Genomic DNA, 18,403 nt, shown 5'->3' on the forward strand with positions numbered 1-18,403 from the left:
AACGGTGTTCCCGGCAGTTGCGGCGCTGCATCGGTTCGCGAGCAAGCTCGCTCCTACGAAGGGCCGTAGGGCGAATAACCTGGAACAGGTTATCCGCCGTCCCCTGGCGGCGGATAACGCTGGCGCGTTATGCGCCCTACGAGAAATGCGCCGTGCAGAATTGAAAAAGCCCCGCGATGCGGGGCCTTTTCATGTCGCTGAATCAGCTCTGCCGGCTCAGGCCAGCTGGCGGCGACGGAACAGCGGTTGCGGCTGGGTCACCGAGGTCTGGTAGACCTCGCTGAAGTCGTCCAGGCCCGCCAGCGCTGCTTGCGGATCGCGGTCGGCGCGGATGGCGTAGGCGTCGAAGCCGCAGCTCTGCATGAAGAACAGCTGGTCACGCAGGACATCGCCGATGGCGCGCACTTCGCCCTTGTAGCCGAAGCGCTCGCGCAGCAGGCGCGCGGTGCTGAAGCCGCGGCCGTCGGTGAAGGCCGGGAAGTTCACGGCGATCACCTGGAAGTTGTCAAGGTCGCCGGCGATGGCTTCGGGCTCTTCGTCCGCATCGAGCCACACGCCCAGGCCGCCGTCGCGACCGCGCAGGGCAGGGCCGTGTTCCAGCCACAGGTTCAGCGGGATGATCACGTCGTCGCAGTTGGGCACGGTCTCGAGGGTCGCGTCCTTGGGCAGCAGGTGCCAGCGGTCGTCGACGACCTCGCGGTGCTTAATGATTCGCTGCATATACGCGCTCCTTGAAGGGGTCGATGCCGATGCGACGGTAGGTATCGAGGAAACGTTCCTCTTCGGTGCGTTGTTCCACGTAGACCTTGATGATCTTCTCGATCACGTCGGCCATCTGCTCCTGGGCGAAGGACGGGCCGAGGATCTGCGCCAGGCTGGCGTCGCGGCTGGCGCTGCCGCCGAGGGAGACCTGGTAGAACTCCTCGCCCTTCTTGTCCACGCCGAGGATGCCGATGTGGCCGACGTGGTGGTGGCCGCAGGCGTTCATGCAGCCGGAGATGTTCAGGTCGATGGCGCCGATGTCGAACAGGTAGTCCAGGTCGTCGAAGCGACGCTGGATGGCTTCGGCCACCGGGATCGACTTGGCGTTGGCCAGGGAGCAGAAGTCGCCGCCCGGGCAGCAGATGAGGTCGGTCAGCAGGCCCACGTTCGGGGTGGCGAAACCGTTCTCGCGCAGTTCGCCCCAGAGGGTGAACAGCTGAGCCTGCTCGACGTCGGCGAGGATGATGTTCTGGTTATGGCTGTTGCGCACTTCGCCGAAGCTGTAGCGGTCGGCCAGGTCGGCGACCACGTCCAGCTGCTTGTCGGTGATGTCGCCGGGCGCCACGCCGGTGGGCTTGAGCGACAGGGTCACGGCGACGTAGCCGGGCTTCTTGTGGGCGAAGGTGTTGCGGCTACGCCAGCGGGCGAAGCCGGGGTGCTCGGCGTCGAGCTGGGCGAGGGCGGCGTCCTGGTTTTCCAGGGCCTGGTAGGCCGGATCGACGAAGTGCGCGGCCACGCGCTGCAGCTCGGCGTCGGTCAGGGTGCTCGGGCCGTCCTTCAGGTTCGCCCATTCGGCGTCGACCTTCTGGGCGAAGACTTCCGGCGTCAGCGCCTTGACCAGGATCTTGATGCGCGCCTTGTACTTGTTGTCCCGACGGCCATAGCGGTTGTACACGCGCAGGATGGCGTCCAGGTAGGACAGCAGGTGCTTCCACGGCAGGAATTCATTGATGAAATTGCCGACGATCGGGGTACGACCCAGGCCGCCACCGACAGAGACGCGGAAGCCCAGCTCGCCGGCGTCGTTCTGCACCGCTTCCAGGCCGATGTCGTGCACCTCGATGGCGGCACGGTCGCTCACGGCGCCGTTGACGGCGATCTTGAACTTGCGCGGCAGGTGGGCGAATTCGGGGTGGAAGGTCGACCACTGGCGGATGATCTCGCACCAGGGGCGCGGATCGACCAGCTCGTCATGGGCGACGCCGGCGAACTGGTCGGTGGTGGTGTTGCGGATGCAGTTGCCGCTGGTCTGGATCGCGTGCATCTGCACGGTGGCCAGCTCGGCGAGGATTTCCGGCACGTCTTCCAGTTCCGGCCAGTTGTACTGGACGTTCTGGCGGGTACTGATGTGCGCGTAGCCCTTGTCATAGTCGCGGGCGATCTGCGCCAGCTTGCGAACCTGCTGGGAGTTCAGCAGGCCGTAAGGCACGGCCACGCGCAGCATGGGCGCATAGCGCTGGATGTACAGGCCATTCTGCAGACGCAGCGGGCGGAATTCCTCGCCGGTCAGTTCGCCCGCCAGGTAGCGGCGGGTCTGATCGCGGAACTGCTTGACGCGATCCTCTACGATCCTTTGATCGTATTCGTCATATACGTACATGAATCATCCTGCTGTCAGGCTATAGCGCTCAGGGCGTACTGCGTTTCCCAGCGCGCACGGCAACGCGCTCCACGCGGAGTGGGGCGCACGATACCAGTTCGGGAATATGCGCAAAAGTGATGTTTGAGTATATGGCGAGAACTTTCGGATCTAAGCCGCGCCAGACCTGAATCACGGGTCTGGCCGCGGCTTGCACGGGCACCTGTGTGCGGCTGCGCTTAGTGCTTTTTATGCCGTGATCAGGCTTCGCGGCCGTGGGCGGCATCGCGCAGTTGCGAGGTGTCGACGCGGACGAAGATCGAGTCGCCAACACAGGTCAGCACATCGCCGGCATAGACCTCGCAAATGATCCGGCTTTTGCGGCCGACTTCGCCCTCGACATGGGCCTTGAGGGTCAGCGGCACGCCCATGGGTGTCGGCTTGATGTACTTGATGCCCAGGTTACCGGTGACGCAGTCGATGCGCGGCAGGCTGCCCGGCTCGCGGCCTTCGGCGCGGTAGTGGTAGGCCATGGCGGTCCAGTTCGAGTGGCAGTCCACCAGCATGGCGATCAGGCCGCCGTAGACCAGCTCCGGCCAGCCGCAGTACTTGGCCTCGGGCAGGTGCTCGGCGACGACGTGGACGCCGTCTTCGTGCCACCGGCTCTTGATGTGCAGCCCGTGCGGGTTGCTGCCGCCGCAGCCGTAGCAGACGCCTTCCGGCGCGACGGTGTCCTGTAGCGATACCAGGTTCATTACTGTTCCTTGCTCTTGTCATTGTGCTTGTCTAGCGGCCAAGCCTAACGGCTTTCGAAGCGGGGCGGGAGTAGCGGGGCTGGCGGAGCTGGTCTTAACTGGTGGTGTGGTCCTTCAGCCAATAACGAGAAGATGGGGGAAGCATGAGCGAAGAAACGTCGAACAAGACCAGCGATAGCGTCGTCGATGCCCGCGCCGCATTCATCCTGATCCTGCTGGTGGTCGCGACCGCCGTGTTCTGGGTCAGCCATCAGTGACAGCGGTGCCGGCGGGCCGTCCTGCGGCCCGCTGGTACCAAACGCCCCGCCGTCTGTCCTACAGCCCGGCGAAATGCAGCACCAGCTGCACCAGCCCGTACAGCAGCAGCACGAAGATCAGCGTGAAGAGAATGCCCATGGCGATGAAGTGACTGGGCTTGCCGTGGGTGAAGTCGCGTGCCCGGTTGCGCCCGCTCTGCACGCCGAAGGCTGCGGCCAGCACGCTGTGCAGCATCTGCCAGAAGGTCGGCGGCTTGTTCTGTTGCTCGTCCATCGTTGGTCCTCCCTTTGCCTGCAAGCCTAGCTCCTGCGCTAGCGAACGCTAGAGTTCGATCTGCGTCCATTGGCGCTTCTGCCACATCACCGCGAAGATCGCCGAAGCCAGCCCGCGCTGGAGAATCTGCATGCTCCAGATCGCCAGCAGACCACCGCCCAGCACCGGGCCGACCAGGTAGGCCAGCGGCAGGAAGAACAGCCACTGGTTGCCCAGGCTGACCGCCATCACCGTGCGCACGGCGCCCGCGCCCAGCAGCGCCTGGGTCAGCACCAGCGCCGTGGCGTCGATCACCATGCCCATGCCGGTGAGCATCAGCGGCACGCGGCCCAGTTCGATCAGCGCAGGATCGCTGACGAACAGCCGCAGAATGGCCTCGGGGAATATCCAGAACGGCGCACCCAGCAGCGCCAGCCCACAGGCCGCCACCTTCACGACGTCCCAGCCCCAGCGGTGCGCGCTGTCGAAGTCGCGCTCGCCCATGCTCTGGCTGACCAGCGTGGTCGCTGCCATGCCCAGGCCGACGCCGGGCAGGATCAGGAACAGCGCCAGGTTGATCAGCACGTGGGCCACCGCCAGTTCGCGGGTGCCGACCTGGGCGATGATCCAGAACAGCAGGGTGATGCCGGCGGCGAAGAAGAACTGCTGCAGCGAGTTGGGCAGTGACAGGCGCAACAACGTGCGGACGTCGCGCTCGCTCGGCAGGCGCGGGTGGCAGCCTTGGACGCGCGCATCGCGCCAGGTGATCCAGGCGTAGATCAGCGAGCCGATGTACAACGCCAGCGTGGTGCCCAGGCCGCTGCCCACTGCGCCCATGCGCGGCAGGCCGAACAGGCCGTGGATCAGGCTGTAGCTGATCGCCGCGTTGGCCAGGTGCATGACCACCAGGGTGCGCATGTACATGCCTGATCGCCGGGTGCCGTTCCAGTAGCCCCGGAAGGAGAAGTTCAGGCCCACGGCGAGTACCGACAGCGCGCGCCATTCGAAGTAGGGGATGCCGACCGCCAGCACCTCCGGATCATGAGACAGCGCGCGAATGATGGGCTCGGCGAACAGCAGGCAGATCAGCGTGATCGGCAGCGACAGGCCCAGCGCGACCAGCAGCCCGCAGTTCAGCGGCGCGGCCAGTTCGGCGCTGCGACCTTCGCCCCGCCGGCGGGCCACCAGCGCCTGTACACCGGCGCCCAGACCCATCACCAGGGAGATGGCGACGAAGTTGGCGTAGCTGCCGATTCCGACCCCGGCGAGGGATTTCTCCCCCAGGTGGCCGACCATGGCTGCATCCACCAGGTTGAGCAGGCTCTGGCTGAGCATGCCGCCGATGATCGGCAGGCCCAGGCTGAGAATGTTCTGGAACCTCTGGCGCTCTAGCATGGCGTCTCGGGGCAGTGAATTCCGGCTTGTTGTGGACATCCGGCGGGCCGTGCCGGTGAGGCGCCGCTGTGGGAAATCCTAGCCGAAGGGCAGGCTTCCTGCTCCCTTTTGGGGCGGAATATGCCTACGAACATTGCGAAGTTGTTCCGGTGATATTTCCGATGTTTGTGTGAGGTCTGTCACGTTTTTTCGGCTTGGCGAACGAAAGCGGCGTACTACGCTGAATTTCAATTGACCAGGGCAAACCTGTGCGAAAGCCAGGGACGCAAAGCCACCGATCTAACGCCCGCAAGGGCCATGACCGCGGGGTTGCCAAGCCGGCCGGACGTTCGTCCGCGCCCTCTGCGAGCTTGTGCTCGGCATCCTCCTACGTCCCGGTGAGCCGCCTGATCAACCCGAGCAGGTTGATGGTGTTTGTTGGCCAAAGGGAGCGCGCCGATGAATCAGCCGTACCAGCTTCAGTACACCTACGGGTTCGCCCGGATGGCGTTGCGTGATCAGGTGGTGTTCAAGTCCATCGTCGGCCTGCTCAGTGGTCGCACCTTGGCGAGCTGGGCGTATGTCGAGGGTCCCGCCGACCTGCTGGTGGAGGGGGAGGAGGGCGCGCCGCGGGTGCAGTTGCGCACGGCCGAGGGTGAGCCGCTCTGGGTGCACTGGCCGCTGCGTGCCAGCGAGGTATTCGATTGCCTGGAACGTGCCGCTCGCGCCATCGGCCAGCGGCCGGCGCAGTCCGCGGGTGAAGCCCTGCGCCTGAAGCACTGGCCGGCCGCGTCACTGCTCAACGGTGATCACCGCTACGTCCGGCTGGCCACGCTGCTTTGTGCAAGGACCATGAGCCTGGACGAGCTTTGCGAGCGCTCCGGCGTGCCGCGCCACGTGGCGGAGAGCTTCGTCCGCCTGATGGCCTCCCATGAAATGTTCCAGCCCGCCGAGGCCCTGCCGGCGCCGGCCGAACAACAGGCTGCCGCTCCCGTCGGCCTGCTGGCGCGCATCCGTCGCAGCCTCGGCCTTGGCGGTGCTTCGGAGGCCGGCCGATGAGGGAATACAAGATCCTCTTCACCGGCACCATGGGCGCGGGCAAGACCACCGCCATCGCGGCGATCAGCGACATCGAGCCGGTCAGCACCGACGTGCAGAACAACGATCCCAGCCTGGACAAGGCGCGCACCACAGTCGGCCTGGACTATGGCGAGGTGGTGATCGGACCCGATGAGCGCCTGCGCCTGTATGGCACGCCCGGTCAGGCGCGCTTTGCCTTCATGTGGAGCATCCTCGCGCGCGGTGCGCTGGGGCTGGTGATCCTGATCGACAACTCGCGGCCCGATCCGCTGGGCGACCTGCAGATTTACCTCCGCGGCTTTGCCGACTGCATCGCCGGTACGCCCTGTGTCATCGGCGTCGGGCGTCTGTCTGGGCATCCCGCGCCCGGCCTGGATGACTACGCTGCCGCGCTGGCTGGGGCCGGCCACAGCTTCCCAGTCATCGAGGTGGACGTACGTGAGGCAGAGCAGGTGCGCATGCTGCTCGACCTGCTCCTGCTGCAACTGGAATGCACGGCGGCCTGAAGCCTGACGTTTGCAACCGACTGGAGTCGACCATGGAACACGCCTTGACGAGCTTGCCGGAAAGACTGCGGAACGACGCCGAGCAGGCGTTGGATGAGCTCGGCGCCAGCCTGGGGCGGCTGAGCGCGGCGGTGATCGCCACCACCGACGGCTTCGAGGTGGCCTCCCGCGCCGGCAAGGGGTTGGAGGTTTCCAAGCTGGCCGCCATGGCCTGCTCGATTTCGGCCCTCGGCGCCATGGTCGGCCAGGAGAGCGAGGTCGGCCCGCACCAGAACGTGATAGTCGAGGCCAGTGAGGGCTACATCGTCATCGTCGACATACCGCATCCGAGCCATCCGATGATCCTCAACCTGGTCGCCGATCGCGAGGAGATGCTTGGCCAGGTGCTCTATCAGGCCAAGCGAACGGCAACCCGGCTGGCGGATCTGTCGCTGGCCGGCTGAGACAAAAGGCTTCGCGGCGCGCGCGGTCGCGGGGCCCCTATAACAGGACGCGCACTCAAGGAGTAATCGCTATGGCAGCACTGCAACAATCGCTGGACGAACTGCTGAACCTGGATGGTGCCCTGGCGTCGGCCGTGGTGGATGCCAAGAGCGGCATGCTGCTCGGGCAGGCAGGAGGCGGCGTGGACCTGGAACTGGCGGCGGCGGGCAACACCGAGGTGGTTCGCGCCAAGCTCAAGACCATGAAGTCTCTGGCGCTCAACGACGTGATCGAGGACATCCTCATCACCCTCGGCCGGCAGTACCACATCATCCGCCCGATGGCGAAGCACGAAGGGGTGTTCATGTACTACGTGCTGGACAAGGTGAAAGCCAACCTGGCGCTGGCGCGGCGCAAGTTGCAGGAGGTGGAGGGGCAGATGGCGATCTGAGGTGAGCTGATGGACGTGGGCGGGCGGGGAGGCCCGCCCACGCTTTGCACAAGGAGTGCTTACTCCTCGAACAGGCCGTGCCAGCAGTCGCTCAGCTCGCCCAGTTCGAAGGATTTCACCCAGGACTGCTTTTCCAGCCACAGGCGAGTGGTCTCGCGGTCGGCCTCGCTCAGGCTACCGACGTCGTTCAGGCACAGGTAGCCGGTGAACTCGCCGTCTTCGGTGGCGCCGCCGACGAAGACCCAGCCTTCGGATTCGACGAAGGCGATCCACTGGTCGAGCACGTCATCCAGGTCGCCGGTGTAGTTCACTTCGAGGCTGAAGCCGAACTCCTGGAACTCGCCCAGGCGCAGCTTCTTCAGCAGGCGGCGTTTGCGAGGCTTGGCCATTTGTTCGGGGGTGAGGTATTTCATCTGTGACTCTCTCTTCAGCGGAAGCCTGGCGGGTGGCCGGCTTCGATCCGTTGTGCCCTGGGGGTGCCCAGGATGCCGGGATTATCCCGCATCTGCGCAGGATATGCAGCGACGCTTTTCCCCAGGCCGCGGACCTGCCTGACGAAACCGCCGCGCCGGGCGGGCCCGGCTGCGGCGTGGGGCGTCAGATCAGTTGTCGTAGCCCAGGTTCGGCGACAGCCAGCGCTCGCTGGTGCTGATTTCCTGGTCCTTGCGCGCGCTGTAGCGTTCGATCTGGTCCCTGTCGAGCTTGCCGACGGCGAAGTACTGCGCCTGTGGATGGGCGAAGTACCAGCCGCTGACGGCGGCGGCCGGGAACATGGCGTAGTGCTCGGTCAGGGTCACGCCGGACAGACCGTCCGGGTCGAGCAGCTTGAACAGCGTGCCTTTCTCGGTGTGGTCCGGGCAGGCCGGGTAGCCGGGCGCCGGACGGATGCCGACGTACTGCTCCTTGATCAGCGCCTCGTTGTCCAGGTGCTCCTCGGGCTGGTAGCCCCAGTATTCCTTGCGCACGCGCTCGTGCAGCCACTCGGCGCAGGCTTCGGCGAGGCGGTCGGCCAGGGCCTTGACCATGATCGCGCTGTAGTCGTCGCCCTTGGCCTCGTAGGCCTTGGCCACTTCCTCGGCGCCGATGCCGGCGGTGGTGATGAAGCCGCCGACGTAGTCCTTTACGCCGCTGTCCTTGGGCGCGACGAAGTCGGCCAGGCTGAAGTTCGGCTTGCCGTCGGGCTTGATGGTCTGCTGGCGCAGGTGGTGCAGGGTGGCCAGCTTGTGGCCGTCGTCGCCGTAGACTTCCAGGTCGTCGTGGTGCACCTGGTTGGCCGGCCAGAAGCCCAGCACGGCACGGGACTTGATCAGCTTCTCGTCGATCAGCTTCTTCAGCATCGCCTGGGCGTCGTTGAACAGGCTGGTCGCCGCTTCGCCCACGACTTCGTCGGTGAGGATGCGCGGGTACTTGCCGGCCAGGTCCCAGGAGATGAAGAAGGGCGTCCAGTCGATGTACTCGGCCAGCACGTTGAGGTCGATATCATCCAGCACCTTGACGCCGGTGAAGCTCGGCACCGGCGGCTGGTAGCCGGCCCAGTCGAACTTCGGCTTGGCGGCGATGGCCTGTTCGTAGCTCAGGCGCTCGGTGCGTGCGCTGCGGTTGGCGGTGCGTTCGCGCACTTCCGCGTACTCTTCGCGCAGCTTGCGGGCGTACTCGGGCTTCATTTCCTTGGACAGCAGCGTGGTCGCCACGCCCACCGCGCGGGAGGCGTCGGTGACGTAGACCACCGCGTCGTTGCTGTACTGCGGGTCGATCTTCACCGCGGTGTGCGCCTTGGAGGTGGTGGCGCCGCCGATCAACAGGGGCAGGCTGAAGTTCTGCCGCTGCATCTCCTTGGCGACGTGGACCATCTCGTCCAGCGACGGGGTGATCAGGCCGGACAGGCCGATGATGTCGCACTTCTGCTCGCGGGCGGTCTGCAGGATCTTCTCCGCCGGGACCATCACGCCCAGGTCGACGATGTCGTAGCCGTTGCAGCCCAGTACCACGCCGACGATGTTCTTGCCGATGTCGTGGACGTCGCCCTTCACCGTGGCCATGAGGATCTTGCCCTTGGCCTCGGGCTTGTCGCCTTTTTCCGCTTCGATGAAGGGAATCAGGTGCGCCACGGCCTGCTTCATCACGCGGGCGGATTTCACCACCTGCGGGAGGAACATCTTGCCGGCGCCGAACAGGTCGCCGACCACGTTCATGCCGGACATCAGCGGGCCTTCGATGACCTCGATGGGGCGCGCGCACTTCTGCCGGCACTCCTCGGTGTCCTCGACGATGAAGGTGGTGATGCCCTTGACCAGCGCGTGCTCCAGGCGCTTCTCGACGCTGTGGCTGCGCCACTCTTCGTCTTCCACTTCCTTGACCGCGCCGCCGCCCTTGTAGTTATCGGCGATGGCCAGCAGCGCCTCGGTGGCGTCCGGACTGCGGTTGAGCACCACGTCCTCGACCTTGTCGCGCAGTTCCTGCGGGATCTCGTCGTAGATCTCCAGTTGGCCGGCGTTGACGATGCCCATCGTCAGGCCGTTCTGGATCGCGTAGTAGAGGAACACCGAGTGGATCGCCTCGCGCACCGGGTTGTTGCCACGGAACGAGAACGACACGTTGGACACCCCGCCCGAGGTCAGTGCGTAGGGCAGGTTGTCGCGGATGTAGGCGCAGGCCTCGATGAAGTCGACCGCGTAGTTGTTGTGTTCCTCGATGCCGGTGGCGACCGCGAAGATGTTCGGGTCGAAGATGATGTCTTCCGGCGGGAAGCCCACTTCGTTGACCAGGATGTCGTAGGAGCGCTGGCAGATTTCTTCCTTGCGCGCCTGGGTATCGGCCTGGCCGGCTTCGTCGAAGGCCATCACCACCACGGCGGCGCCGTAGCGCTTGCACAGGCGGGCGTGGTGCTTGAACGGCTCGACGCCTTCCTTCATGGAGATGGAGTTGACGATGCCCTTGCCCTGGATGCACTTCAGGCCGGCTTCGATCACCTCCCACTTGGAGGAGTCGATCATGATCGGCACGCGGGAGATGTCCGGCTCGGAGGCGATCAGGTTGAGGAACTTCACCATGGCAGCCTTGGAGTCGAGCATGCCCTCGTCCATGTTGATGTCGATCACCTGGGCGCCGGCTTCCACCTGCTGCTGCGCCACTTCCAGCGCTTCGGCGTAGTTCTCCTCGCGGATCAGCCGGGCGAACTTGGCCGAGCCGGTGATGTTGGTGCGCTCGCCGACGTTCACGAACAGCGAACTGCGGTCGATGGTGAACGGTTCAAGGCCGGACAGGCGGCAGGCGCGGGGGATTTCCGGAATGGCGCGCGGCGCGTACTTGGCTACGGCCTTGGCGATGGCCTCGATGTGGCCCGGCGTGGTGCCGCAGCAGCCGCCGATGATGTTGAGGAAGCCGGAGGAGGCGAACTCTTCCACGACCACCGCCATTTCCGCCGGGGTCTCGTCGTACTCGCCGAAGGCGTTCGGCAGGCCGGCGTTGGGGTGGGCGGAGACGTGGGTGCCGGCCTTGGTGGCCAGTTCTTCCAGGTAGGGGCGCAGCTCTTTGGCACCGAGGGCGCAGTTCAGGCCGACGGAGATCGGGTTGGCGTGGCGCACCGAGTTCCAGAAGGCCTCGGTGGTCTGGCCGGACAGGGTACGGCCGGAGGCGTCGGTGATGGTGCCGGAGATCATGATCGGCAACTCGACGCCCAGCTCTTCATAGACGCCCTGCACGGCGAAGATTGCGGCCTTGGCGTTGAGGGTGTCGAAGATGGTCTCGATCAGGATCAGGTCCGCGCCGCCCTCGATCAGGCCGCGGGTGGATTCGCTGTAGTTCTCCACCAGTTCGTCGAAGGTGACGTTGCGGAAGCCGGGGTCGTTGACGTCCGGGGAGATCGAGCAGGTGCGGCTGGTCGGGCCGAGGACGCCGGCGACGAAGCGCGGGCGGTCCGGGGTTTCGGCGGTCTTGGCGTCCGCCACTTCGCGGGCCAGGCGCGCGCCCTCGACGTTCATCTCGTAGGCCAGCTCCTGCATGTCGTAGTCGGCCTGCGACACGCGGGTGGCGTTGAAGGTATTGGTCTCGAGGATGTCGGCGCCGGCATCGAGGTAGGCCTTCTCGATGGCCTGGATGACGTCCGGGCGGCTGAGCAGCAGCAGGTCGTTGTTGCCCTTCACGTCGCTCGGCCAGTCGGCGAAGCGCGCGCCACGGTAGTCTTCCTCCTGCAGCTTGTAGCTCTGGATCATGGTGCCCATGCCGCCGTCGAGGATCAGGATGCGCTCCTTGAGGGCTTGCTGGAGGGCTTGCAGGCGTGCGGCACGGTCGATCATTGGAATACCTGGGGGAAAAGGGCGTGGCGAAAGGTCGCTGATGATAGCAAAGCTGCAGGAAATTTGACGTCGGCGGATTTTGCATGAGGATTTCTCATGTTCAGCCTTTCGTTGGAGCGCATTGGGCCGGCACTCCCGCTAGAATCCGCATCATCCTGATGTTTGGAGCCCTTCATGTCCCTGCGAGCCCGCTTCACGTTGCTTATCGCTGGCCTGGCGTTTTCGGCGCTGGCCCAGGCGGGAGGATTGTCCTACACCCGCGATATCCAGCCGATCTTCACCGAGAAATGCGTGGCCTGCCATGCCTGCTACGACTCGCCGTGCCAGCTCAACCTGACGGCCGCCGAAGGCGCGCAACGCGGCGCGAACAAGCTGCCGGTGTATGACGGCGCGCGTACCAAGGCGCAGGACACCACCCGGCTGTTCCTCGACGCCCATGGCGCGGACGCCTGGCGGCGCAAGGACTTCTGGTCGGTGCTCGATGGCCGTGGCAGCCAGGCGGCGCTGATGGCGCGGATGATCGACCTGGGGCATGACCACCCGCTGGTGCCCAACGCGAAGATCCCCGATGGCCTCGACCTGTCGATCAACCGCACCAACCAGTGCCCGACGCCCGCGACCATCGACGACTTCGTGGCGAAGAACCCGCGCAGCGGCATGCCCTTCGCCGTCACCGGCCTGACCGACAAGCAGCTGAAAACCATCAAGACCTGGCTGGCCCAGGGCGCGCCGGTGGACGAACAGGCCTGGCAGCCGGGCAGCGGCGAAGCGCAGCAGATCGGCGAGTGGGAAAGCTTCCTCAACCAGCCCGGCGCCCGTCAGAGCCTGGTGTCGCGCTGGATCTACGAGCACCTGTTCCTCGCCCACCTGTACTTCACCGAGCGCGGCGAGCCGGGGCACTTCTTCCAGCTGGTGCGTTCGCGCACGCCCAGCGGCCAGCCCATCGACCCCATCGCCACGCGGCGGCCGAACGACGATCCGGGCAATACCTTCTATTACCGCCTGTGGCCGATCCAGGGTGTGATCGTGCACAAGACGCACATCACCTATCCGCTCAACGCGGCTCGCCTCCAGCGCAACCAGGAGCTGTTCTACGGCACAGCCTGGGATACCGACAAGGTTCCCGGCTATGGCCTGCAGCACCGCGCCAACCCCTTCTTGACCTTCGAGGCGATTCCGGCGCGGGCGCGCTACCAGTTCATGCTGGACAACGCCGAGTACTTCGTCCGTACCTTCATCCGCGGGCCGGTGTGCCGTGGGCAGATTGCCACCGACGTGATCCGCGACAATTTCTGGGCAGTGTTCCAGGACCCGGACCACGACCTCTATGTCACCGATCCGAAGTTCCAGCGCCAGGCCTCGCCGCTGCTGGCGCTGCCGGGGCAGATCGACGACGTCGGCGCGATGCTGTCGCAATGGCGCTCCTACCGCGACAAGCGCAATCAATACGAAGAGCTGCGCCAGGACGTCTATGACGAGGCGCCCGCGCCGACCTGGGCGGACATCTGGGCCGGCAACGACAACGCCGTGCTGAGCATCTTCCGCCAGTACGACAGCGCCTCGGTGCGCAAGGGCCTGATCGGCGGCGTGCCGCAGACCCTCTGGTGGATGGACTACCCGCTGCTGGAGCGCACCTACTACGGGCTGGTGGTGAACTTCGACGTGTTCGGCAACGTCGCCCACCAGGCGCAGACGCGGCTGTACTTCGACCTGATCCGCAACGGCGCCGAGCAGAATTTCCTGCGCCTGATGCCGGTGGGGGCGCGCAAGAAGCTGCTGGATGACTGGTACCAGAGCAGCGGCAAGCTGAAGATGTGGGCCGACTACTACAACTCCGACAGCGACGCACCCACCGGGCTGTTCCTGCCGGAGAAGGGCGCCAAGCTGGCCTTCGCCAAGCAATTGCTGAAGCACTACGTGGCGCTCAATGCGCGGCCCGACCCGATCAACCTGTGCGAAAACGGCGCCTGCTACCGCAACTCCGTGGCCGCGCCGCTGCAGGACGCCGAACAGGCCTTCAGCCGGCTAGTCAGCCGCCCGGCTGCCGGCCTGCCGGTCATCGACCAGTTCCCCGAGGCGACCATGCTGCGTGTGGAACTGCCGGACGGCCAGCGCGAGATCTACACCGTGCTGCGCAACCGTGCGCACAGCAACGTGGCCTTCATGACGGGCGAGTCGCTGCGCTACCAGCCGGGGCTGGATACGCTGACCATCTACCCAGGCGTGCTGTCGAGCTACCCGAACTTCATGTTCAACCTGAAGGCGGCCGAGGTACGGGACTTCGTCGGCGCCCTGGAGCAGGTAAAGAGTGCGGCGGACTTCGAGAAGATCGCCGACCGCTGGGGAGTGCGTCGCAGCAACCCGCAGTTCTGGTTCTTCTTCCACGACCTGGATGCCTACCTGCGCGAAACCGAGCCGGTGGAGGCAGGCGTGCTGGACATGAATCGCTACGAGAACCTGTAAACCAGATCGCGGACCTGAACCTGTAGGACCGAGGGGAACGCCCGGTCCTTGCTCGCGAACCGGCCCCCGCTGCGAGGCCATTCGCGAGCAAGCTCGCTCCTACAGGAAAGTGCTTGGCCTACCTGCGAATTATTCCTACTAAATCAGTAGGGCTTTATCCGACCCCCCCGTTTGGCGTAAACTGGCGCCACGTTTGCGAGGAGTTGCCATGAGCGCTATCACCATTACCGAAGCCGCACAGGATTACCTGGCCGAGCTGCTGTCCAAGCAGGACACTCCCGGCATCGGCATTCGCATCTTCATCACCCAGCCGGGCACCACGTACGCCGAAACCTGCATCGCCTACTGCAAGCCGGGCGAGCAGAAGGCGGAAGACACCCCGGTCGGCCTGAAGGATTTCACCGCCTACATCGACGCCATCAGCGAGCCCTTCCTGGAAGACGCCGTGGTCGATTACGCCACCGACCGCATGGGCGGCCAGCTGACCATCAAGGCGCCGAACGCCAAGGTGCCGATGGTCAACGAGGACAGCCCGATCACCGAGCGCATCAACTACTACCTGCAGACCGAGATCAATCCCGGCCTGGCCAGCCACGGCGGCCAGGTGAGCCTGGTGGACGTGGTCGAGGACAACATCGCCGTGCTGCGTTTCGGCGGCGGTTGCCAAGGCTGCGGTGCGGTCGAGATGACCCTGAAGGACGGTGTCGAGAAGACCCTGATCGAGCGCATCCCTGAGCTGAAGGGCGTGCGTGACGTCACCGACCACAGCAACCGCGAGAACGCCTACTACTAAAGGCAGGCGATCGAGCAGCGAAAAGGCGACCTTCGGGTCGCCTCTTTCGTTTGGAGTCGGGTCTGGGCCTGCTCGGAAACGTAAGGCGAATAACGCCCCAGGCGTTATCCGCCATTGCGGCGGATAACCCGCTCCGGGTTATGCACCCTACGCAGTGGTGCTCCTTGCAGGAGCGAGCTTGCTCGCGAACCGCGTAGGCAGCCAAACCCTCAGGCCTGCGCCACTTGCCGTCGCCCCGACCAGAGCATCACCAGCGCCACCAGCAGCACCGGCCAGACCAGCAGGTTCACCGCGCTCCAGCCGACGCTGGTGATCAGCGCGCCGGAGCTGAACGACATCAGCGCCGCCAGGCTGCCGTTGCCCAGTTCCATCAGCCCTTGCGCATGCCCGCGCTCCTGCGGCGAATGGCCGAAGGCGAGCAGGGTGGTGCCGGCCACCAGCATCAGGTTCCAGCCCATGCCCAGCAGCAGTGAGCTGATGAGGAACTGCGCCACCGACTGACCACTCAGCGCCACCGCCGCACTCACCGCCAGCAGCGCCATGCCGGCCCAGGCCACGCGGCGGCCGCCGAGGCGGTCCACCAGCGGGCCGGCGACGAAGGCGGGGAGGAACATGCCCAGCACGTGCCACTGGATCACGCTCACCGAGCGCTCCAGCGGCAGCCCGCAGAAACTCATGGCCAGCGGCGTGGCGTTCATGATCAGGATCATCAGCCCGTGGCCGGCGGCGGTGCAGGCCATGGCCGCGCGGACCGCCGGGCGCGACAGCAACTCGCGCATCACCTTCCAGCCGCCGGTGGATGGCGCGGGCGCTGCGCCTTCCGGCAGACGGCTGAGCACGGCGAGGGCGACCAGCGCCAGTGTGGCGATGGCCAGGTACGAACCCACGAAGGGCGCGGGCAGGGCATTGCGCGACCACAGCGCCAGGCTCGGTGCGAGCAACGCCGCCAGCACGCCGCCGCCGATCACGTAGGCGGTGGCGCGCCCCTTGTGGGTTTCGTCCACCGCTTCCAGCGCGGCGAAGCGGTAATACATCGCCGACGCCTGGTAGGCGCCAATAGGCAATGCGCCGAGGCAGAACAGCAGGAAGTCCGCCAGCCACACGCCCAGTGCGCAAAGCAGCCCGCCGAACACGCCGCAGGCGGCGCCGAGCAGCAGGCCGCGCCGCCGTCCGTGGCGTTGCATGAACAGCGACAACGGCTGCACCGCCAGCAGGTTGCCCAGCACCAGAATTGCCAGTGGCAGCGTGGCCAGGCTGTTGAGCGGCGTAAGCTGCGCGCCCACCAGCGAGGTGAGGGTGATGCCGATCAGCGAGCAGGACCAGTACAGCGCCTGGCTGGCGAACAGCAGGCGGATCGCCGGAATGCGCAGCAGCATGTTCCGTCCTCAGCCCTGGCAGCCGGCAGGCTTGAGCACGCGCTGGGTCGAGGCCGGGTTGGCCGCCAGCTTCGCCAGCGGCCGGCGTGGGCGCGGTAGCAGTTCGCCGCCGCAGTTCGGGCAATGGCCGTGCAGCACCTGTTCGGCGCAGTCGCTGCAGAAGGTGCATTCGAAGCTGCAGATGCGCGCGTCGGCGCTGTCGCCGGGCAGGTCGCGGTCGCAGCATTCGCAGCCGGGGCGAAGTTCGAGCATGGCAAAGTCCTTTGCGGTGGATTGAAGTCAGTGCATCTGGCCGAAGCGCTCGGCGTATTCCTGCGGGCTGATCGCCAGGTGCTTGTGGAAGGTGCGGCGCAGGTTTTCCGGGTGGCCGAAGCCACACAGCCGCGATACCGTGCTGATCGACGCCTGAGCGTCCTGCAGCAGTGCACGGGCGGCTTCCAGGCGCACGCGCTCGACGTAGCGGCCTGGGCCCATGCCCAGCTCGTTGATGAACACCCGCGACAGTGTGCGCGGGCTCATGCACGCCTGTTCGGCCAAAACCTCCAGCGACAGGTCGCTGCCCAGGTTGGCCGGTATCCACTCCAGCAGTGCCGCCAGGCGTGGCGTGCGGCTAGGTTCCGGGGTCAACCAGTGACTGAACTGCGCCTGCCCGCCGGGGCGCTTGAGGAACATCACCAGCCGCCGCGCCACGGCCAGGGCGAGGGCACGGCCGAGATCGGCTTCCACCAGCGCCAGGGCGAGGTCGATGCCGGCGGTGACGCCGGCCGAGGTGAACACGTGATCGTCGCCGTCCCGGCGCTGCGGATCGTAGGTATGCAGGCGGTCGCCCTGGACCAGTACCTCGGGGTAGTCGCTGCACAGCTCATCGACATCCGCCCAGTGCGTGGTGGCCGGACGGCCGTTGAGCACGCCGGCCGCGGCGAGGATCAGCGCGCCGGAGCACACCGAGCCGAGCCGGCGTACCTGGGGCTCGGCGGCAGCCAGCCAGTGCAGCAGGTCGGTGTTCTCGCATTGTTTCGGGACGCCAAGCCCGCCGGGGACCAGCAAGGTATCCAGGGTGGCGGGCTCGACTTCCCGCCAGCCCATGTCAGCGCAGATGCGCAGGCCGGCCGAGGTGGCCGCCGGCCCGGCCTGTTCGCCCAGTACCAGCAGCTCATAGATCGGCGCCAGGCCCTGGCGCTGGCGCTCGACGTTGGCGGAGGCGAACACCTGCAGCGGCCCGGTGATGTCCAGACTCATGACCTCGGGATAGAGCAGGCAGGCGACGCGGCGCAGCGATTCCATGGCGACACTCGTTCATTGGATGTCACGAGTGTGGCGGTGGCCGACGCTGGCGGCAACGTCAGCTACCCCACATATCCTGCCAATCCACTGGCCAGCTCCCGCTCGCCCCGGTGGGCAGGGCCGATCTGCTCAGGAGCAAAGCCCTCCGCCGCTGTGGTGCCGAGCCTCGACGAAAGGCGTGAAAACGGTGCCGCGTCAGACTTTCAGCACGCCGCGAAACCCCCGCGCGGCGTAATAGGATTGCACGCCGTTGTGATAGGTGAACACACGCTCGTAGCGGCGATCGCCGAACAGCGCGCCATCCAGCTTGCGCATGGAGCCGGGCGTGCGCAGCCAGCTGGAGGTCTTCTGGTCGAAGCTGCCCAGCTCCTGCAACTGGCGGTACTGCGCCTCGTCCAGTAGCTCGATGCCGATCTGCGCGGCCAGTTCGGTGGCGCAGCCAGCGGGCTTGTCCTTCTTGCGCGCGTCCAGGGCTTCGCGGTCGTAGCAGAGGCTGCGGCGGCCGGCCGGGGTTTCGGCAGAGCAGTCGAAGAACAGGATGGCGCCGCTGGCGCTTTCTCGGCCGACCACGTCGGGTTCGCCGCCGGTTTCCTCCATCTGCTCCAGCGCTTTCAACTTGGCCGGGGCGGCCTCCAGGCGCGCCTGGACTTCCGCCCAGTCGATGCCCTTGTGGCGCTCGGGGTGTTGCTTGAACCGCGCCTGCAGGGTGGCCAGCAGGGCGTCGCGTTGCTTCGCATTCATCTTGCTTACTC

17 protein-coding genes and 1 riboswitch are annotated in these 18,403 nt (G+C 65.9%); of the genes, 6 read left to right on the forward strand and 11 right to left on the reverse strand.

Annotated features, from left to right (window positions below; all coding sequences use genetic code 11):
* Positions 1–216: 216 nt before the first annotated feature.
* From A9513_RS05550 to A9513_RS05570, 5 genes are all read right to left on the reverse strand, one after another.
* Positions 217–720, reverse strand: a complete 504-nt coding sequence (locus tag A9513_RS05550; protein WP_054907707.1) for a DUF934 domain-containing protein — start codon at positions 718–720, stop codon at positions 217–219.
* Positions 704–2,362 carry a nitrite/sulfite reductase gene (locus A9513_RS05555; protein WP_065084170.1) on the reverse strand — a complete coding sequence of 553 codons (1,659 nt, stop codon included), beginning with the start codon at positions 2,360–2,362 and terminating at the stop codon, positions 704–706. The genes A9513_RS05550 and A9513_RS05555 overlap by 17 nt, the downstream gene beginning before the upstream one ends.
* 239 nt (positions 2,363–2,601) lie before the next feature.
* The gene (locus A9513_RS05560; protein WP_037013592.1) at positions 2,602–3,096 is read right to left on the reverse strand and encodes a PaaI family thioesterase; all 495 of its coding nucleotides are present in this window, start codon (positions 3,094–3,096) and stop codon (positions 2,602–2,604) included.
* 315 nt (positions 3,097–3,411) lie between these two features.
* The gene (locus A9513_RS05565) at positions 3,412–3,627 is read right to left on the reverse strand and encodes a DUF2970 domain-containing protein (protein ID WP_024763310.1); all 216 of its coding nucleotides are present in this window, start codon (positions 3,625–3,627) and stop codon (positions 3,412–3,414) included.
* A gap of 48 nt (positions 3,628–3,675) precedes the next feature.
* On the reverse strand, positions 3,676–5,001 hold the full coding sequence (locus A9513_RS05570; protein WP_065084171.1) for an MATE family efflux transporter: 1,326 nt from the start codon (positions 4,999–5,001) through the stop codon (positions 3,676–3,678).
* 229 nt (positions 5,002–5,230) lie between these two features.
* A riboswitch (cyclic di-GMP riboswitch) is annotated at positions 5,231–5,318 on the forward strand.
* A 121-nt stretch (positions 5,319–5,439) separates the two neighbouring features.
* Here A9513_RS05570 and A9513_RS05575 point away from each other — a divergent pair.
* From A9513_RS05575 to A9513_RS05590, 4 genes are all read left to right on the forward strand, one after another.
* Positions 5,440–6,039, forward strand: coding sequence for a hypothetical protein (locus tag A9513_RS05575; RefSeq protein ID WP_065084172.1), 600 nt, complete (start codon positions 5,440–5,442; stop codon positions 6,037–6,039).
* The gene (locus tag A9513_RS05580) at positions 6,036–6,566 is read left to right on the forward strand and encodes an ATP/GTP-binding protein (RefSeq protein WP_024763313.1); all 531 of its coding nucleotides are present in this window, start codon (positions 6,036–6,038) and stop codon (positions 6,564–6,566) included. Before A9513_RS05575 ends, A9513_RS05580 begins: the two co-directional genes overlap by 4 nt.
* Positions 6,567–6,598: 32 nt before the next feature.
* On the forward strand, positions 6,599–7,009 hold the full coding sequence (locus A9513_RS05585) for a hypothetical protein (RefSeq protein ID WP_024763314.1): 411 nt from the start codon (positions 6,599–6,601) through the stop codon (positions 7,007–7,009).
* Positions 7,010–7,080: 71 nt separating this feature from the next.
* A complete protein-coding gene (locus A9513_RS05590) occupies positions 7,081–7,440 on the forward strand; it encodes a hypothetical protein (protein ID WP_024763315.1) in 360 nt (119 codons plus the stop codon).
* Between the two features lie 59 nt (positions 7,441–7,499).
* Here A9513_RS05590 and A9513_RS05595 read toward each other — a convergent pair whose 3' ends face one another.
* On the reverse strand, positions 7,500–7,853 hold the full coding sequence (locus tag A9513_RS05595; RefSeq protein WP_065084173.1) for a 50S ribosome-binding protein YggL: 354 nt from the start codon (positions 7,851–7,853) through the stop codon (positions 7,500–7,502).
* 189 nt (positions 7,854–8,042) lie between these two features.
* On the reverse strand, positions 8,043–11,735 hold the full coding sequence (metH, locus tag A9513_RS05600) for a methionine synthase (RefSeq protein ID WP_065084174.1): 3,693 nt from the start codon (positions 11,733–11,735) through the stop codon (positions 8,043–8,045).
* Positions 11,736–11,909: 174 nt separating this feature from the next.
* Between metH and A9513_RS05605 the strand changes: the two genes are divergently transcribed.
* Both A9513_RS05605 and nfuA read left to right on the forward strand, forming a co-directional pair.
* A complete protein-coding gene (locus tag A9513_RS05605; protein ID WP_065084175.1) occupies positions 11,910–14,198 on the forward strand; it encodes a fatty acid cis/trans isomerase in 2,289 nt (762 codons plus the stop codon).
* Between the two features lie 208 nt (positions 14,199–14,406).
* Entirely contained in the window at positions 14,407–14,991 is a 585-nt protein-coding gene (gene nfuA, locus A9513_RS05610) for a Fe-S biogenesis protein NfuA (protein ID WP_024763318.1), read from the forward strand.
* Between the two features lie 209 nt (positions 14,992–15,200).
* On the opposite strand, the gene A9513_RS05615 is transcribed toward nfuA, so the two are convergent.
* The 4 genes from A9513_RS05615 to A9513_RS05630 form a co-directional block, all read right to left on the reverse strand.
* Positions 15,201–16,367: an MFS transporter gene (locus A9513_RS05615; RefSeq protein WP_065084176.1), complete on the reverse strand. Its 1,167-nt coding sequence runs from the start codon at positions 16,365–16,367 to the stop codon at positions 15,201–15,203.
* Positions 16,368–16,376: 9 nt separating this feature from the next.
* The gene (locus A9513_RS05620; protein WP_024763320.1) at positions 16,377–16,619 is read right to left on the reverse strand and encodes a DUF1272 domain-containing protein; all 243 of its coding nucleotides are present in this window, start codon (positions 16,617–16,619) and stop codon (positions 16,377–16,379) included.
* A 27-nt stretch (positions 16,620–16,646) separates the two neighbouring features.
* On the reverse strand, positions 16,647–17,651 hold the full coding sequence (locus tag A9513_RS05625; protein ID WP_065084177.1) for a GlxA family transcriptional regulator: 1,005 nt from the start codon (positions 17,649–17,651) through the stop codon (positions 16,647–16,649).
* 195 nt (positions 17,652–17,846) lie between these two features.
* Positions 17,847–18,392, reverse strand: a complete 546-nt coding sequence (locus A9513_RS05630) for a DUF4256 domain-containing protein (protein ID WP_065084178.1) — start codon at positions 18,390–18,392, stop codon at positions 17,847–17,849.
* Positions 18,393–18,403 lie beyond the last annotated feature (11 nt).

The sequence above is a fragment of the Pseudomonas sp. AU12215 genome (assembly GCF_001675465.2).
GTDB classification, from domain to species: Bacteria; Pseudomonadota; Gammaproteobacteria; order Pseudomonadales; family Pseudomonadaceae; genus Pseudomonas; species Pseudomonas nitroreducens.

Excerpts from the sequence above, each read along its gene's own strand:
- A9513_RS05570 (WP_065084171.1), bottom strand. The coding sequence starts at position 5,001 with ATGCTAGAGCGCCAGAGGTTCCAGAACATTCTCAGCCTGGGCCTGCCG.
- A9513_RS05585 (WP_024763314.1), top strand. The coding sequence starts at position 6,599 with ATGGAACACGCCTTGACGAGCTTGCCGGAAAGACTGCGGAACGACGCC.
- A9513_RS05615 (WP_065084176.1), bottom strand. The coding sequence starts at position 16,367 with ATGCTGCTGCGCATTCCGGCGATCCGCCTGCTGTTCGCCAGCCAGGCG.
- A9513_RS05550 (WP_054907707.1), bottom strand. The coding sequence starts at position 720 with ATGCAGCGAATCATTAAGCACCGCGAGGTCGTCGACGACCGCTGGCAC.
- metH (WP_065084174.1), bottom strand. The coding sequence starts at position 11,735 with ATGATCGACCGTGCCGCACGCCTGCAAGCCCTCCAGCAAGCCCTCAAG.
- A9513_RS05590 (WP_024763315.1), top strand. The coding sequence starts at position 7,081 with ATGGCAGCACTGCAACAATCGCTGGACGAACTGCTGAACCTGGATGGT.
- A9513_RS05580 (WP_024763313.1), top strand. The coding sequence starts at position 6,036 with ATGAGGGAATACAAGATCCTCTTCACCGGCACCATGGGCGCGGGCAAG.
- A9513_RS05620 (WP_024763320.1), bottom strand. The coding sequence starts at position 16,619 with ATGCTCGAACTTCGCCCCGGCTGCGAATGCTGCGACCGCGACCTGCCC.
- A9513_RS05565 (WP_024763310.1), bottom strand. The coding sequence starts at position 3,627 with ATGGACGAGCAACAGAACAAGCCGCCGACCTTCTGGCAGATGCTGCAC.
- A9513_RS05555 (WP_065084170.1), bottom strand. The coding sequence starts at position 2,362 with ATGTACGTATATGACGAATACGATCAAAGGATCGTAGAGGATCGCGTC.
- nfuA (WP_024763318.1), top strand. The coding sequence starts at position 14,407 with ATGAGCGCTATCACCATTACCGAAGCCGCACAGGATTACCTGGCCGAG.
- A9513_RS05560 (WP_037013592.1), bottom strand. The coding sequence starts at position 3,096 with ATGAACCTGGTATCGCTACAGGACACCGTCGCGCCGGAAGGCGTCTGC.
- A9513_RS05630 (WP_065084178.1), bottom strand. The coding sequence starts at position 18,392 with ATGAATGCGAAGCAACGCGACGCCCTGCTGGCCACCCTGCAGGCGCGG.
- A9513_RS05625 (WP_065084177.1), bottom strand. The coding sequence starts at position 17,651 with ATGGAATCGCTGCGCCGCGTCGCCTGCCTGCTCTATCCCGAGGTCATG.
- A9513_RS05595 (WP_065084173.1), bottom strand. The coding sequence starts at position 7,853 with ATGAAATACCTCACCCCCGAACAAATGGCCAAGCCTCGCAAACGCCGC.
- A9513_RS05575 (WP_065084172.1), top strand. The coding sequence starts at position 5,440 with ATGAATCAGCCGTACCAGCTTCAGTACACCTACGGGTTCGCCCGGATG.
- A9513_RS05605 (WP_065084175.1), top strand. The coding sequence starts at position 11,910 with ATGTCCCTGCGAGCCCGCTTCACGTTGCTTATCGCTGGCCTGGCGTTT.